The 15,641-nt window shown below is 54.0% G+C and carries 13 protein-coding genes; 2 read left to right on the top strand and 11 right to left on the bottom strand.

Going from position 1 to position 15,641, the window contains the following annotated elements; translation table 11 throughout:
- The 5 genes from EJ361_RS00940 to EJ361_RS00920 form a co-directional block, all read right to left on the bottom strand.
- Complete coding sequence (locus tag EJ361_RS00940) at positions 1–1,095, bottom strand: DUF928 domain-containing protein (protein WP_126243470.1); 1,095 nt, start codon at positions 1,093–1,095, stop codon at positions 1–3.
- 6 nt (positions 1,096–1,101) lie between these two features.
- Positions 1,102–3,369 carry a hypothetical protein gene (locus EJ361_RS00935; protein WP_126243469.1) on the bottom strand — a complete coding sequence of 756 codons (2,268 nt, stop codon included), beginning with the start codon at positions 3,367–3,369 and terminating at the stop codon, positions 1,102–1,104.
- Positions 3,370–4,110: 741 nt separating this feature from the next.
- Complete coding sequence (locus EJ361_RS26100) at positions 4,111–4,284, bottom strand: DUF433 domain-containing protein (RefSeq protein WP_126243468.1); 174 nt, start codon at positions 4,282–4,284, stop codon at positions 4,111–4,113.
- A gap of 109 nt (positions 4,285–4,393) precedes the next feature.
- The gene (locus tag EJ361_RS00925; RefSeq protein WP_126243467.1) at positions 4,394–4,855 is read right to left on the bottom strand and encodes a hypothetical protein; all 462 of its coding nucleotides are present in this window, start codon (positions 4,853–4,855) and stop codon (positions 4,394–4,396) included.
- Positions 4,856–4,932: 77 nt separating this feature from the next.
- Positions 4,933–5,130 (bottom strand): hypothetical protein, encoded by a 198-nt coding sequence (locus EJ361_RS00920; RefSeq protein ID WP_126243466.1) that lies wholly within the window; start codon positions 5,128–5,130, stop codon positions 4,933–4,935.
- A 51-nt stretch (positions 5,131–5,181) separates the two neighbouring features.
- Here EJ361_RS00920 and EJ361_RS00915 point away from each other — a divergent pair, with 51 nt between their 5' ends.
- On the top strand, positions 5,182–5,475 hold the full coding sequence (locus tag EJ361_RS00915) for an RNA polymerase alpha subunit C-terminal domain-containing protein (RefSeq protein ID WP_126243465.1): 294 nt from the start codon (positions 5,182–5,184) through the stop codon (positions 5,473–5,475).
- 85 nt (positions 5,476–5,560) lie between these two features.
- Here EJ361_RS00915 and EJ361_RS00910 read toward each other — a convergent pair whose 3' ends face one another.
- The 5 genes from EJ361_RS00910 to EJ361_RS00890 form a co-directional block, all read right to left on the bottom strand.
- Positions 5,561–6,622 carry a fatty acid desaturase family protein gene (locus tag EJ361_RS00910; RefSeq protein WP_126243464.1) on the bottom strand — a complete coding sequence of 354 codons (1,062 nt, stop codon included), beginning with the start codon at positions 6,620–6,622 and terminating at the stop codon, positions 5,561–5,563.
- Between the two features lie 208 nt (positions 6,623–6,830).
- Positions 6,831–9,278 carry an outer membrane beta-barrel family protein gene (locus EJ361_RS00905; protein ID WP_164714022.1) on the bottom strand — a complete coding sequence of 816 codons (2,448 nt, stop codon included), beginning with the start codon at positions 9,276–9,278 and terminating at the stop codon, positions 6,831–6,833.
- A gap of 110 nt (positions 9,279–9,388) precedes the next feature.
- Complete coding sequence (locus tag EJ361_RS00900) at positions 9,389–10,075, bottom strand: DUF1349 domain-containing protein (RefSeq protein ID WP_126243462.1); 687 nt, start codon at positions 10,073–10,075, stop codon at positions 9,389–9,391.
- A gap of 48 nt (positions 10,076–10,123) precedes the next feature.
- Positions 10,124–10,687: a GNAT family N-acetyltransferase gene (locus EJ361_RS00895; protein WP_126243461.1), complete on the bottom strand. Its 564-nt coding sequence runs from the start codon at positions 10,685–10,687 to the stop codon at positions 10,124–10,126.
- Positions 10,688–10,769: 82 nt separating this feature from the next.
- Positions 10,770–12,566 (bottom strand): AMP-dependent synthetase/ligase, encoded by a 1,797-nt coding sequence (locus tag EJ361_RS00890; protein WP_240646507.1) that lies wholly within the window; start codon positions 12,564–12,566, stop codon positions 10,770–10,772.
- 193 nt (positions 12,567–12,759) lie between these two features.
- Between EJ361_RS00890 and ggpS the strand changes: the two genes are divergently transcribed.
- Entirely contained in the window at positions 12,760–15,018 is a 2,259-nt protein-coding gene (gene ggpS, locus EJ361_RS00885; RefSeq protein ID WP_126243460.1) for a glucosylglycerol-phosphate synthase, read from the top strand.
- Between the two features lie 89 nt (positions 15,019–15,107).
- On the opposite strand, the gene EJ361_RS00880 is transcribed toward ggpS, so the two are convergent.
- Positions 15,108–15,584: a hypothetical protein gene (locus EJ361_RS00880; RefSeq protein ID WP_126243459.1), complete on the bottom strand. Its 477-nt coding sequence runs from the start codon at positions 15,582–15,584 to the stop codon at positions 15,108–15,110.
- Between the last annotated feature and the right edge of the window lie 57 nt (positions 15,585–15,641).

Below are 15,641 nucleotides of genomic sequence, written 5' to 3'. Positions count from 1 at the left end.
CTATTCGTTTTCAGTTTTGTACAGGAATCGCAATTGTTTTGTTTCTCCGCCGGGCATTCGGACAGACAGCAGATAGTAATGACCGTCGGTCATTCCCTTCACGCGCTCCAGGTCGATGAGGATGTGGTTGCGCCCGGTCGCCAATGTCAGTTTCGGGAGCTTCTTCAGTTTCGCATTTGGCGCGGAAATGCTCACGATGCTGTATTCCAGCGGCTGTCCGTTGTGCGGATTATCGATCGCGAAGTGAATATTGCCTTCAGCGATGTAAAAATTCCCTTTAGCCAGATCGTCTATGCTGCGATAGCTGTCAACAGGCCGTTTGGCCACGCTATCTTCACATTTCACCGTAAAATCCCATACCTCACTGCGGGCAAGTACCATATCGTTACGTACCGCCGTCACTTGCCAGGCGTATTTCTTTCCTTCGATCAGTTCCCGGCTCAGCGGCGGATACAGGAGCATCGGCGCCTGGATGCCCGCCTGGCGGATTACGGGCATGTTATAATGGAGGGCTTCCGCGCGGGCCTGGCCGGGTTTCACTTCTACCAGCAGCAACCGGTATTCCATGCCGGGAATCGCCGGCAGCAGCGGTTGCCAGAAGAGCGGCGGCCGTTTTTCGCAGATCTGGTCGCCTTCGTAGGGCTCCGTGAGCATGAGGGGGCTAAGCGGCTGCAGATCGTAGTTGAAACATTGATCGGCTACCAGTTCTCCCGGCGCGCCTTTCACGTTCTCGTACAGCTCGAAACAGTATTCGTATTCACCTTCGGGGAACTGGTGGCTTTGCTTCACCACCACCGCCACTTTCCCGCTTCCGAACTTCCAGGCTGCGTTATAGGCTGCCTGCTGCGGGAGGAGGTTCATGCCGGGCTGTATGTCGAACGCGGGCGTTTTGGCTTCGGCTACCAGTCCGCCGCCGGCTACGGTGATGCGCACCACCATGTAGCAACTGCGGCGCTGCTGGCTGTTCATGAGCTTGGCCGACATCACGCCTTCCAGCGTGCGGCCCTGCACTTCCGGCATAAAATTCACCGTCAACTGGGCGTGTACCAACGCAGGAAACACAAGTAGCAACAGCATCGAAAAATATCGCTTCATAAGGCTTTAGTTCAACATGTAAAAGAATGACACCTCGCTCCGGAAATTCCCGTAGAGATAATTCTGCGGAGAATCCATGAAGCTTTTGCGTGCGTCCAGGCTCAGGTTCACCTGGCAGCGGCGGAGCAGCGTGGCGGCCACCTGCTGCCGGATGCCGGCCTGGCTCACGACGTTCCTGTTATCGAGGAAAGTGAGGCTGCTGCCGCATTGCAGGACCTTCAGGAGGCGGTAATGATACCCCGCGTCGATAGTGAGCAGGTTGCCGTAAATGGCCGCATTGCGCACGTCGCGGTTGTAGAATATGTTGGCGGAGAGCATCCGTTCTCCCAGCGGGATCGTGTGGCTGACCTGCGTGTTAAGGAACAGGCTCTTCAGGGGGCCGGCGGCGGTGAGGTAGTGCAATTGCTGCATCCCGAGGACCGATTGGTTGAAGAAGCGCAGTCCGCCCATTTTGGCGTTCCATTGGGAATTGAAGGAAACTTTCCGGTTCACGAATACTTCGCTGCGACCATGCCCCCCTGTGGAGCGCATACTGCTTTCATGGATGCGGGCGCCCAGCGTAAGCTTTTTCGACAGTCGGTAACGCCCGTCCAGCGCCAGGGTACGGTTCTTCCACTGGCTGCCCGACACGGCGGAGCGGGCCATGTCCCGGAAATCGGTCCGCAACTGTACACTGGCTTTGTTCTTCAGCCAGGAACGTTTCAAACGGAGGCCATAAGCTAACATGCCCCGTCGGGCATACGGGTTCCCGGGATTATTGTAACCCAGGCCGGAATAATTGAAATATATACTGTGCGTGGTGCCCCAATCCTGGACTTCGCCGCTGTAGCGAAGGCCCGTGGAAAGCGTCACGAAGAAATCGTCGAAGAAATGTGCGATCGCGGCTTTGGATACGACGGCATGATCGCCCGCAGGGCCAGCGCCGCCGGTGGAACTGTTCGATTTGGAGATCTCGAAATCGAGCTTGCCGTAGTCACCGAAAGAAAACTGGTTAGACAGTGCGCCGGCGAAAATATGCTGCTTAAGGACGCGCACGTCCGGCATCCGCGCATCGCGGCGGGTGTTGGCATTCACCATCGACACATGCTGGTGCGGGCCGCCCAGTTCGCCCTTGCCCATCCGCAGGAATTGCAGGCTGCTGGAGGGCGCGTTCAATCCGCCTTCCAACCCCATATCGTATGGCAGGGCCTGCCGGGTTTTGCCGGCGCCCAGCATGAGGAATTTGTTTTTGCTGAACAGGGAGCCCGCCGCGCCGGACATGAAAAGGTCAGACACCGAGCCCTTGCTGGCGTTGGCGGCGATATGGCCGACGTTCAATTCGCGGATTTTTAGGAAAAGGCGTTGCAGGCCGCTCATGGGGATGAGGTTGCCGGCCATATCCGCCACGGAAGCGGGGTTATCAATGATTTGATCGATCTGGCCGCGCACCGCGTGCTGTCGGTTTAACATGGAATTTACGTCCAGGCTGCCGCCGAGCTCTTTTTGCAATTGCAGCAGTTTGGACAGGTGGGCTTCCAGATCCGCGTTGGAGAAACGGTGAAGGCTGTCGGTATTTGCGATGGCCAATAACTGATTGCGCAATTGGGCGCTGTCCAGATAGATGAGATCTTCGGGCCTGATGAGCCTGGCGAGGCTGTCGCCCGCTCCTGCGAGGGATTTCATGCGAACGTCCGCGAACTGCTTCAGTTGGGATTTGAAATCGATATCATCGAGGAAATATTTTTTCAGATCATAGTTCTTTTTGACATGCGCCGATACCTTCTGCAAATAAGCTTCGCGGTCGAATTTGAAGTTGCCCAGGTTTTCGCCCGACAAATCATGACCGAACCGGCTATAGCCCGAGACGTTGGCGTATTGGAGATTGACGGGGATAGAACCGAGGGTGAAGCGGTCCTGGATTTCTACGTTGGACCACCATCCGGAGGCGTTGCCGGTGGTATCGCCAAAGGCGGTTTGTGCGCCGGCTTTCCGAAGGGTGTTTTCAGGCTTGCCGGGAAGCTTGAGCTGGCTTGCGGCGGGATGGTCTTTAAAGAGGGCGTAGAAGCCGCGGAGTTTATTATCGAGGAACTGTTCCATCCGGGCGGAGTCTTTCAGGACGCCGAATCCCTGCTGAAGTTGGTTGAACTTTGCGGTGCCGGAAGAAGCCTGGATATAAGACAGGAATTGCCCACGGAGGGGGTCTTTAATATCCTTGAATGCGGGCGATGGCAGTTGGCTGCCGGGTATGGCGGGCAGCTGCCTTGCTTTCGCGGGAAGGCGGTTCAATGATTCCACGAGGGCTCGCCGGATGAGGGGGCTGCTATTGCCAAGTCCATTCTCGAGTGAATCTATGGCAAGGGGTGAACGGACGGGGACCTGTTGCGCACGCGCAAAGGTGACCAGACCGAGGCAGCAAACGGCTGCAAACAATCGGTACACAGGCATAAGGACTCCTTAAAAAGTCTTGAATGATGTGGGAATAACTGTCTAATGAAATATCAAAACGCACCGGGTCAACTGGGCAGGGATTCCTCTGTTTTTACTCACGTCAATCGAACATTTCACATTTCATAGGCGGAAACGGTTCAATTCTATTCAAATATAAAAGTAAATTTTAAAAAACAAAAACTGTTTTTGCTAATTTTTTTCGCAAGAATTGACTTGAGGGTGAATGGGTTGATGTTTTTTTTTGAAATTCTACCGCTCCACAACCGAAAACCGAAACAACTCCCCCGGAATCTTCAACGTGACGATGTCTCCCTTTTCCAGCTACCCAATCTGCTGCGAAAAAACATTGAAGCGATCCGTCGAATGCCGCAAATACACATCTTCATCCTGATCGATCGATTCCACCCTGTCGCATATGATGTTGTGCTGCCCGTTCCAACGCATAGAAAAATAAGGATAGCCTTTACTTATAGATACCGTCCATTTCTTTCTAATCGTCTTTACCCCCCAACCTTCATGAATACTCCGCAGCATACATCCGACACAATACTTATCGGTGGTTTGCTCCATTACGCTGCTTAAACAGTATCATACGGCAGCGTTCACCTCCTCCGGCAACAATTTAAAATCTTCCGGTAATGCTTCGATGGGCATGTATAGCGCCATGGAGTTCACAGTATGAACGGGCAGTCTCGGGCCGGCAATAACGGGCTGGCCAAAACGAATATTAGCATGTCTTGTAATTAAATTTGAGGGCCGCATTGATTATCCATTTCGTTCTACACCATGCTTACAACCGTTTAACTTCCGAAACCGCCGTGATAGCGTAACGCAGCGCATCCCCCATTTCAAGATCATCGGGATGATTATCCTAAGTTGTCATATCCGGCTCCGACAAAATCATCGCCAGCAGAAAGTACAACTCCAGTTCCGGCGAACCGCTCAGTTCCAGCTGATACTCGAATGGCGGCAGGAACTTTCGCATATCCATGTCCGCGAAGCCCATTTTTTCACCGTTGAGCCAGAACGTCCGGACCGGGTTCCTGAGCGTCCCCTGTTTCACTTCGATCAGCCCCTCCGGCACCCGGAACTTCCCTACCCCCTTGCCTTCGCGGGCAATCGACCAGGCCGGATCGAGGAAAGTGATCCGCAACCGCCACGACCACAGGAATTCCGACAGGCTCGCCGCCAGGATGCACTTATCCCCCAGGAAGAATTCGGAACGCAGCAAAGCGTCCCACCCGCGCCGGCGGCGGACCGTCAGCAGCAGCGCACCTTCCCGGTACACCAGGAAGCTTTCGTCGGAGTGGTGTTCCATGTAGTAGTGGGCCATGCTATTGAATCATGCTTACATAATTATCCAGGTCGAGATCGTGTTAAACACTAAGGTAACCCTTTGCCCCAGGGGAATTATTCCGATAAAATGCGGCTCCCGCAGCCGTCGGTCAACAAAGTGATGCCGGCAACATCCAGCGCGAACGATACGGCGAACAGCCAGCGTTTTTTCGTGTTTTCCGGTTCTCTGCGCACCTTCCGTAACGTAATGAACCATAGGCCCAGTCCGGCGAGCAACAACATCCATCCAGCGAGATTAGTGCCTGTCAACATGATGATTTCCAGTTAAAATGGTAATTTACGGCATATCAAACCCTCGAGCCCATGTCCGCAGCACAACCACTCCGCACCTGCCCAAATGGGCACCAGTACTACAAGTCGTCCGACTGCCACGCATGCCCGCAATGCGAAGCCGAAGCGCGGCCTTCCGACGGGTTCCTGGCGGCCTTCTCCGGCCCGGCGCGCAGGGCCTTGCAGTCCCTCGGCATAGATACCCCCGGAAAGCTTTCGAAATATACGCAAAAGGAAATAATGTCACTGCATGGTATGGGGCCGGCTTCGCTACCCAAGTTGAGGGCGGCGCTGCAGGAAAAAGGGCTCGATTTTAAGAAACGCTGATTGGCGGAAAGGAATCAACAGCCGCACGGAAACGCCGCCGTTGATCTTACTGGTCCCATTAACCGTTACCGTTTCGACAACCCGATCAGGCCCTGATCACGCCTAACTCCAATTCCGATTCCGGAATCTTCTTCGTCCGCTCCTTCAGGAACGCGATCACTTCTTCATCCGAAGAAAAACGATCTCCGATGTTTACGTAATGCCGGGCGAGCTTGTCGTACCGCCGCGTCACCAGCCAAAGGAACACATGCAGGAAATGGATCCCGTCGAACACGATGCCTTCGTTATCGATATACTCCTGCAACGTCTGGCGGAAATAAACCGGGTGCTCCGTCCAATGCATGTTAGGTTTCACATGGTGACTGATATGATACCCGTCGTTCCAGCATTTATGGTTGTATTTCGTATTGATGCAGGTGATGGAGTTTTTGTAATGGTTCCCCGGGTCGCTGGCATCGATGAAGGCATGTTGCGCCCAGTTGCCCATCATCATGATAATACGGGAAATGACGAACGGGATGATGAACACCACCAAAGTAGCCGGCCAGTTCACGAAACTCAACCCTACGCACATGGCGATGAACAATAACTCCCCGCGCACGGAACGGTACAGGAGCCGCTTCCGGTTCTTCCGGTAAAAGTAAGTACACAAATGATACACTCCCGCAAAGAAGAAGGAGCCCAGGTACATGGAAAACCCACGGAAAGAATCGCGCTGGTACTTCATGGTACTGCTCTCGTCTTCCGGCATGTTATTCTCCGCATGGTGCATCCCGATATGATGGCTGTAATACGTTTCCGGCGTTTGCCCGAACAGCGGGCCCAGCACCCAGGGCAGGTAATGGTTCATAAATCCGTACTCCTTCCTGAAAAACGCCCGGTGCGACGTGCAATGCAACATCAACCCGAACGGCCCCTTGAACACCGCATTATTGAACACCAGGTACACCGTAGCGGTAATACCCCACAGCCAGCCGTCGACAAAAGGCATGTACAGCAACAAAGCCGTAATACCCAGCACCAAAGTGATTCGGATAGACAGGTACACGAACGGCAGGTCTCTCGGGTCGCGGATAAAACGCTCGAAAAAACTCGGCTTGGCCGGCTTCGTGTACACCGGATCTGTGATGGACTGGAGAATCAGCATAGAAATCGTTATGGATGAGTGAAAAAGTTAACCATTTTTCCCGACAAATCGGCGGATCCCAGCCCATTAATGGAAAAATGGACCATTATCCTGCTAAATCAACCGTATCAAATATCAACCCGAATGTCGGACAAAAAAAATCCCGGCCATCGAAAAATGACCGGGAATATCTCACTATGAGAAGAGGATTTCTCCGAAATCCGGAGGATCAGAAGCCATCGCCTCCCATTTCGCCAACTCCTTCTTCACCACCACGTTTCTTCCTGTTGAAAATTTTTGCGTCCATCTTCCCGAAACGCCAGCTCACATTCACCCGCAATTCGCGGGACACGCGTTTGCGGTACCGCTCCGATTCGGAAAAGGAGGTCTTCGTCCAGCTCAAATCCCGGTCGGTATTGAATATATCGTTGAGCCCCACCATCACGGAGAGGTTCTTTTTCTTCAAAAAATCCTTCTTCAGCCCCAGATCGATCTGGTACTCCGGCGCCTCTTCCCCCTGCGGCAGAATCTTCTTCGATTCGTACTCGCCAGTCACCTGCAACGTCAGATTCCACGGCAGTTTCGTATTACTGTTGACCTTGCCGAACCAGATAAACCCGCTGTTATTCAAATCCTGCGCACTCACGCTTGTTTGCGCCATGTTCACGTTGGCCGTAATATCCCAACCTTTCGTCACCTGCGTGCGAACGGTCAGTTCCGCGCCGTATGAATTGCGATGGTCCGCATTGATGGGATGATTCAACAGCACTTTGCGCTCCTGCCCGTCCAGCACCAGCGTGGTATCGAGGTAAAAATTGGTGATCGCGTTATTGGTGTTCCGGAAATATAAAGACGCCAGCACATTGACTTTCCGGTTGAAGTCCTTCAGGTACGACAGTTCGAAGGAATTCGTGAATTCCGGCGCCAGCGAAGGATTGCCTCTCCGCGCCGAATTGGCGTTGTACTCGATATTGGGGAGCAGGTCGCGGAACCAGGGCCGCTGGATACGGCGGCTGTAATTCAGTTGCAATTCATGATCGCCCTTCAGTTTCTGCGACAGGAAAACACTGGGAAACAGGCTGATGGGATAATCGATCTCGTAGGATGCGCCCTTCACGTTCCGCAATTCTCCGGTATAAAACGACTGCTCGGCGCGCAACCCGGTCTGGAACCCGAAGTTTCCGTATCCTCCCGTATAACTTACATACGCGGCATTGATCTGCTCGGTATATCGGTAATCATTGGAAAGACTGGAATCATACGCGAATTCCCCGCTCGAAAAATCCTTCCCGAAAGTGCTCAACACATTGTTGAACCGCCGGTTATTCGACCGCAAACCCGCTTCCACCTTCGATTTCTCGGTCAGCGGCGTCACAAAATCCACTTGTGCCGTGAGGTACGTCGTATTCCCGCTCCCCGTGCCATACCGCGTCTCGGGCCGGTTCGGCGAATTGCCCGGCACACCGGCCATATCGAAATACTGGAGGCTGTAGTCGCTGTTGTTCCGGTTGTTGGCGCGGTTGTACGTCACGTCGGCCGTCAGTTCCCGGCCTTCTTTGGAGAACGTCCGCTTGTAGCCCACCTGCGTAGCGTAGTTACGGAAGTTATGCTTACTGTCGTTCCGCCCCACCCCGCGCTGGATGCGCTCCTTATTACCGTTCAGGTCGAAAATCTCCTGGGTGTTGAGGTTATTGAAATCCCCGGCGGTAATGCCCTGGGAAACCGTCAGGGTATTGCGGTTGTCGATAAACCAGTCGAACCCGACCCTCCCGTTCTGGAAGCGGCGGCCGAACTCACCGTCCTGGTATTGGTCCATATAGCTCACGCCGTTCCCGTCGATGTTCTTGCGGAACATGTGCTGCTTCATGGGCGAGCGGCGGTCGCGCAGGCTATAGTTCAAAAACAGGTTCACCTTGCCCTGGCGTGCGTTGAGGTCTACACCGGCATTGGAACTTTTGGTGGAAGCATATCCGCCCTGAATGAGGCCGTTGATGCCGGCTTTCCGGTTCTTTTTCAGTACGATGTTGAGGATGCCGCTCATCCCTTCGGCGTCGTATTTCGCGGAGGGATTGGTCACCACTTCCACGCTCTGGATCGCGTCTGCAGGTATTTGGTCGAGCGTAAGCGTACTGGGGCGGCCGTCGATGAAAATGGTCGGGCTTCCGTTCCGCACACTCACATTCCCGTCGATATCCACGTTCACGGAGGGCACCTGCCGGAGCACGTCTGTGGCGGTACCGCCCACACTGGCGAGGTTCTTTTCCACGTTGAAGACGCGTTTATCGATCTCCATCGTGAAAGCCGGCTTCTCGCCCACCACTTCCACACCTTTCAGCGCAGTGGCAGTGGTTTTGAGGCGCAAATTGCCGACGTCGCTGCTTTGGCGGACGGTCACGGGCCTGAAGAATGTCTCGTACCCGATAAAGAATATTTTCAGGATGTATTTCCCCGGCGCAATATTCCGGAAGTCGAAATCGCCGTTGCCTTTCGACAGCATCCCCGTTACCACGGAAGAATCCGTCGATTTCAGGAGCGCTACCGATGCATATTCAACCGGCTTGCCAGTTTGGTCGTCGACCAGTTTGCCGAGTATCTCCGCCTGCTGCTGGTTGCCTTGTTGCTGCTGTGCAAGTGCCGCCGTTCCCGCGAACACGCCCATGCTCCAAATCAATATCAATAAGCCTAATTTCCTCATCGCTATTTATATCCCGATTTTCAAAGTTATCGTGACAAAATAGGATAAATGTCAGTCAGACATCGATTAATTGGATGAATGGCAAAGGGACGTTATTCCCCGGCGTAGAAATCCTTGTAAGCTTCCGGCCGGTATCGCACTTCGGACACATGGAAGTCCATCCCCTCGCCTTTGGGCGACTGGGCATAGAACCCGATCCGCAGCCCCTGTGGCCGGCGGTAGCGGAAAGTGCGCAGGATTTGCCACTTTTTACCGTCTTCGGAGAAGTAAAAACCGTAAATATTGCCCGAACGGACCACTTTCACATATACTTCCGCCGCATTAACGGCGCGGTGGTAGCTGTCGTCGGTGACCCGGTCTGTGATAAGGGAGGACCCCAGCATGATGCGGCCATCGTCCATCCGTTCCACGAGCAGTTTGGCCCAGTTGGAGGAATCGGTATAGAGCAGCAGGGCGCCGCCGTCGAACAACGCCTTGGGTTCCGGCCGTACTTTAGCGGAAAAGATGAATTTTTCATCCGCCGCGAAGGTGGCCATGGGCACCTGGTGCACGTAGAAACTGCTGTCTACGAAGGAATACAGGTCGGTATTCTTGTTGGCATGCAGGATGAAAGCATCGTTCCCCGTGGCTTTCAGGCTCCCTTTGGAAGCGTCGAAAGTGAGCGCGCGGGGCAATGCCCCGATGCGGAGGGAATCTTCGGATGCAATCGATTCCTGATGAGCGGCAAACGCCGGGAGGGCGAAAGCGGCGAAGAGGAGCGTAATAATGGGTTTCAGCATGGAAAATAGTCAGGTGAATGAGGAAGACGCATTACTGCCGCTCCGGTACTATGCGTTATCGATCTTTTTTATGAGATGATGGTAGCGCCCGCCGGCGAAGGGCATCGTGTATTCCACTTTGAACCCCATCCTTTCGTAGAGGCGCTGTGCCGCGGGGTTATCGGTGCTCACGAGCAGCCCCGCCTTCCGCATGCCTTCTCCCGCCGCGCGTTCCACGGCCGCGTTGATGAGCTGCCCGCCGATCCCTTTGCCCTGGTTGCCCGGGGCCACGGCGATGCTGTCGAGATAAAATTCACCCGCCTCCGTTTCATCTTCCGGGCAAACGCCGGCGCCGGTTTGCCAACGGATGTAATCGAGCACGGGCTTTCGGAGCTGGTGCAGCTTGCCGCCGTCGTACCCCACGATCATGCCGGACACGCCGTTGTCGGCCTCATATAGCAATGTATTCTCGTAACTGTACTGGTTACCGGGCTCGCGGAACAGGTGCTCGAAGATGTGGGTGACCACCTGCATGTCATTGGTACCGGAGATCTTGCGGGCAATGTCTTCCATGGCAAGGAAGAGCAACTGGATGGCCGCGGGCGCGTCGTTGGGGGTTGCAGGACGTATCATGTCACAAAGTTAACGGGTTTACAGGCAGGGAAGCAACAGGAAAAAGGGCCGGCCTGGTTTGGCCGGACCCGGAATATACTGGTCAGACGTTGTAGATGTTTTCTATCATGTCTTTATATTTATCGAGGATCACTTTCCGGCGGAGACTGAGCTTCGGCGTCATTTCCCCGGTATCCACGCCCCATTCGGCAGGCATCAGGGCAAATTTCTTCACCTGCTCCACGTGGTTGAAATTGGCGTTGTAGCGGTCCACCGTCTTCTGGAACATATCCAGCACCTGCGGATTTTTCACGGCTTCTTCGATGGTCGTGAAGGGCACATTGTTCTGGTGCATCCATTGTTTGAGCAGGGAGAACGAAGGAACGATGAGCGCGCTCACGAATTTGCGCTCGTTGCCCACCACCATGATCTGTTCGATGAAGGGGCTTTCCTTCATTTTGTTCTCGATGGGCTGAGGCGCCACGTATTTGCCGCCGCTGGTTTTGAAAAGTTCTTTCTTGCGATCGGTGATCTTGAGGAATTTCCCTTCCACCAAAGTGCCGATATCGCCGGTATGGAGCCAGCCGTCGATCACCGTTTCTGCGGTAAGATCGGGGCGTTTGTAATAGCCTTTCATGACGGAGGCGCCACGCACGCAAATCTCGCCTTCTTCTGTGAACTTGAGCTCAACGCCTTCGAGCACAGGGCCCGTGGTACCGAAGCGCGTAAGCCCTGCGGGGAAGCGCCGGTTCACGCTGATAACAGGACTGTTCTCCGTTGGCCCATACCCTTCATACACCGGGATCCCGGCCGCGTTGAAAATGCGCAGCAACCCCTCGGAAGCGGCCGCGCCGCCGGTAACGATGAACGAAATCTTGCCACCGAGCGCATCGCGCCATTTATTGAAGATGAGTTTATTGGCGATCGCCAGCTGGATGTTGTACCACAAGCCGTTGCTGACCACGTTATCATATTTTTTACCGAGCGCCACGGCCCAGAAAAAGAGCCCGCGTTTGATGCCGGTGAGCTCGTTGCCCTTGCTCATGATCTTCTCGTATACCTTTTCCAGCAAGCGGGGCACGGTGGTGAAACCATCGGGCTTCACTTCGCGGAGGTTATCGGCGATCTTGTCCATGCTTTCCGCATAATAAATACTGATGCCGCTGAAAAGATAGATGTAGGTGACGGTTTTCTCGAAGATGTGATTGAGCGGAAGGAAGCTCAGGACGCGGGTTTCCGGCGCATCCGGGAAGGGGAAGCTCGCTTTGGAGAACATGACGTTGGAGACGATGTTCTTATGTGTGAGCATCACGCCTTTGGGCGTGCCTGTGGTGCCGCTGGTATAGATAATGGTGGCGAGATGTTCTTCGGGGATGCCCGCGGCGATCTCTTTCACTTTGGCTTCCAGTTCGGGCGTAGCTTTGGCCGTCAATTCCGACCAATGCGGAACATTGGGCAGCTGGTCGAACGAAAAGATACCTTTGAGCGAAGGCACTTCGGGCATCAGTTCCCTGATCTTGTCATACATCTCCTGGTTACTCACGAAAATGTATTTCACCGCAGCATCGTTCAGTATAAACTTGATTTCGAGCGGGTTGGTAGTGGGATAAAGCGGTACCAACACGGCACCCACCTGTTGCACCGCCAGATCGGTAAAAATCCATTCCGGACGGTTGTTGGCTATGATGGCGATCTTGTCTGCCCCTTCGGCCGTAAAGTCGTTGCCTCCCACGCCCAGCTCCAGGAGCCCTGCGGCTAAGCGTTGCGCATTTTCCTGGACGGCCGCCGTGGAATACGGCTTCCAGTTGCCTTCCACCTTGGAGGCCACCATATCCGGTTTGGGGAATTTTTCCTGCTGGTAAGCTACCGCGTCGTATAATCGTTTTGGCTGTATCATCATGGCCAATATAATGAATTTCACTGGATGAAACAAGTCAGTGGGGTGACTAATCGTCACAAATTTCGCCAAGTTGTCACCCCCGCCCTCCCCGCATTTTCCGTACCTTTGTGAACGCTATCCAACCCGGTAACCCCACTGATATTCAAGCCCTGCGTGGCTTTTGATATATATTCTATCACCAAAAACACTGATAATGATCCTTGCCACCGATTTAGATGGAACATTCCTGGGAGGAAGTCAGGCCCACAAAGAACAACTGTATGCCCTGATCCGGCAAAACGCTGACTTCCGACTCATATTCGTAACAGGCCGCGGCGTAGAAACGGTGCTCCCGCTCCTGGCAGATCCCGTCATCCCTACCCCCGACTACATCATCTGCGATGTGGGCGCCACCATTCTCGACGGCCATACGTTATTGCCCGTTCAGCCCATTCAGAACAACATCGAACTGAAATGGCCCGGCAAGCAGGCCGTAATGGAACAGATGAACGATGTGAAAGGCCTGCGCCTCCAGCCCGTGCCCCAGCAACGCCGCTGCTCCTTCTTTTTTGACGACCCGTCTATCCAGTCGGAAATCTCCCGCCTGGAAGAAACCCTCGGGTGCGACATCATCCTGTCGGCCAACAAATTCCTCGACGTGCTGCCCCCGTCCGTCAACAAGGGCGCCACATTGCGGCAACTGGCAGACCTCCTGCAGGTCCCCGACAGTAAGATCCTCGTAGCCGGGGATACCCTCAACGATCTTTCGCTCTACGGCCGCGGATTCCGCGGCGTAGTGGTTGGCGCAGCGGAGCCCGCGCTCGTGCGCGCCGTATCCGGCCGGGAAGACACCTTCATCGCCAACGCACCCGGCGCCGGCGGCATCATCGAAGCCATCCGGCACTGGAAAGATTTCCGGCCTTTTTACACCAAAGCGGAAAAAGCCGCAGAATCTGCGGAATCCACGCAGCTCGTCATGCTCTACCACCGCTTCCCCTTCGAAACGGCGGTGGAAAACGGGGAGCTCGTGCGCCGCAAACCCAAATCGCCCAACGGCATCCTTCCCACCCTCACCAACTTCTTCAAATCCGGCAGGCCCGGATTGTGGATCGCATGGCAGGAAGCGGACGAAGAAAACCCCGCGCCGGAAGAGAATTTCTTCATCGACCCGGAAGAATATCCCAACCTGGAAGCGAGCCCGGTGAGTTTGCAAAAAGACGACATCAACCTATTCTATAAAGTATTTTCGAAGGAAGCCTTCTGGCCCGCGATCTTCTCTTTCGTGGAAAAAGCCCAGTTCAACCACGAACATTGGGAACATTACCTGAAAGTGAACCGCGTGTTCGCCGAGAAAGCCGCGAAGGAAGCCGCGCCCAACGCCATGATCTGGATCCATGACTACAACCTGTGGATGGTACCCGGATTCCTGCGCCAGCTGCGCCCCGATCTTAAAATCGGCTTCTTCCATCACACCGCTTTCCCGGCGGCCAATACCTTCAACATCATCCCCTGGCGCTCGGAGATCATCCACAGCCTGTTGCAGTGCGATTACGTCAGCTTCCACATTCCCCGGTACGTGGAGAATTTCGTGGACGTCGTAAAAAGCCTCATGCCCGTAAAGATCACCGAAACCGAAAGCTGCGCCCCGCGGTTTCTCACCTACAGCACCGCCATGGGTACCGGCACCATGACCCGCGAGATCGACACCGGCCGCCGCAAAGTGCGGCTCGGCGCCAATCCCGTTGGCGTGCATGTGGATTACATCGGCGAATTGCTGCAGCAAGACAGTACAAAGGAAATGATCGCGCAACTGAAGAAAAATACCGGCGGCAAAAAGACCATCCTCAGCATCGAAAGGCTCGATTATGTGAAAGGGCCGCTGGAGAAGATCAAAGCCTTCGCACAGTTCCTCGAAGAACATCCGAACCTCCACGGCAAGATAGAACTGATCAATATCTGTACGCCGCCGGCGAAAGGCATGAAGATCTACGAGCAGGTGCAACAGGAACTGGAACAGCTCATCGGCATGATCAACGGGAAATATTCCACGATCGACTGGGTGCCGATCCATTTCTTCTTCCGTTCGTTCTCGTTCGAGGAAGTGGTGGCGTATTACGCTATCGCCGACATCGCCTGGATCACGCCACTGCGCGACGGGCTCAACCTCGTTGCCAAAGAGTACGTGGCCGCGCAGGGACAAATCCCCAATTCGGACGGCGTGCTGGTACTTTCAGAATTCGCCGGAGCGTCGGTTGAACTGGGGGATGCGATCATGACCAACCCGTACGACAATGTTTCCATGACGGACTCCCTGCTCCGCGCCATCGCCATGAATAAACAGGAACGCCAGATCCGCATGCAGCGCCTGTTCGAGAACGTAAATCATTACAATATCGAATTCTGGGCAGATGAATTCATGCAGGAGCTCAGCGGCATACATGCCTACAACCTGAGCCTGGCGCAGTCATCATAACAACCGCGTGATTGAAGAATGAAAAATAGAAAAAGGCCGCCCTGTATTGGAGCGGCCTTTTTTTTCGTCGTCGATTTTTTTACTTGGCGTTATCGTTCACCTATATTTTTCAGTTTACCGGTAACCGCTTCCTTTATTTCGAAGTAATTGTCGAAATAGGAATCATTGATCCGCAGCACCTTTTTCCCATCTTTCCAAAGGATCAAAAATTCCACGACACCCTTGTTTTTCAAATCCTGTACTTTTAGAGAATAACCCTCGAGATTGGCGAACAACCATTCCTTTTCCTGTCCATAGCCATAAAAATTCTTCGTTTTGATGCTATAGCCGGAAATCTCCATGCGCACCAAACGCGTCAGCAACAAAAAGATCATTATACCTACCTGCGACGACATCGCTACTATAAACAGCAACAGCGGCCAGGAGATTTTGCCATTTTTAAAAAAGTACCCTTTGGCAATAAACTGGAACCAAATCACGACCGAAATGATCGCTGGAAGCAGAACTCCGGCCAGCAGTGGCGTGTAGGCGCCCCATTTGAACCTGGATTGAATGGACATGAACATAAGTACGGGAGATTTTATAAAACGGGAAAGAGCCCCCCGGGCGGGGGCTCCATTTCA

The sequence above is a fragment of the Chitinophaga rhizosphaerae genome (assembly GCF_003958645.1).
Lineage (GTDB): Bacteria > Bacteroidota > Bacteroidia > Chitinophagales > Chitinophagaceae > Chitinophaga > Chitinophaga rhizosphaerae.
Note: the sequence above shows the minus strand (reverse complement) of the source record. Positions and strands in the feature narration are given on the sequence as shown.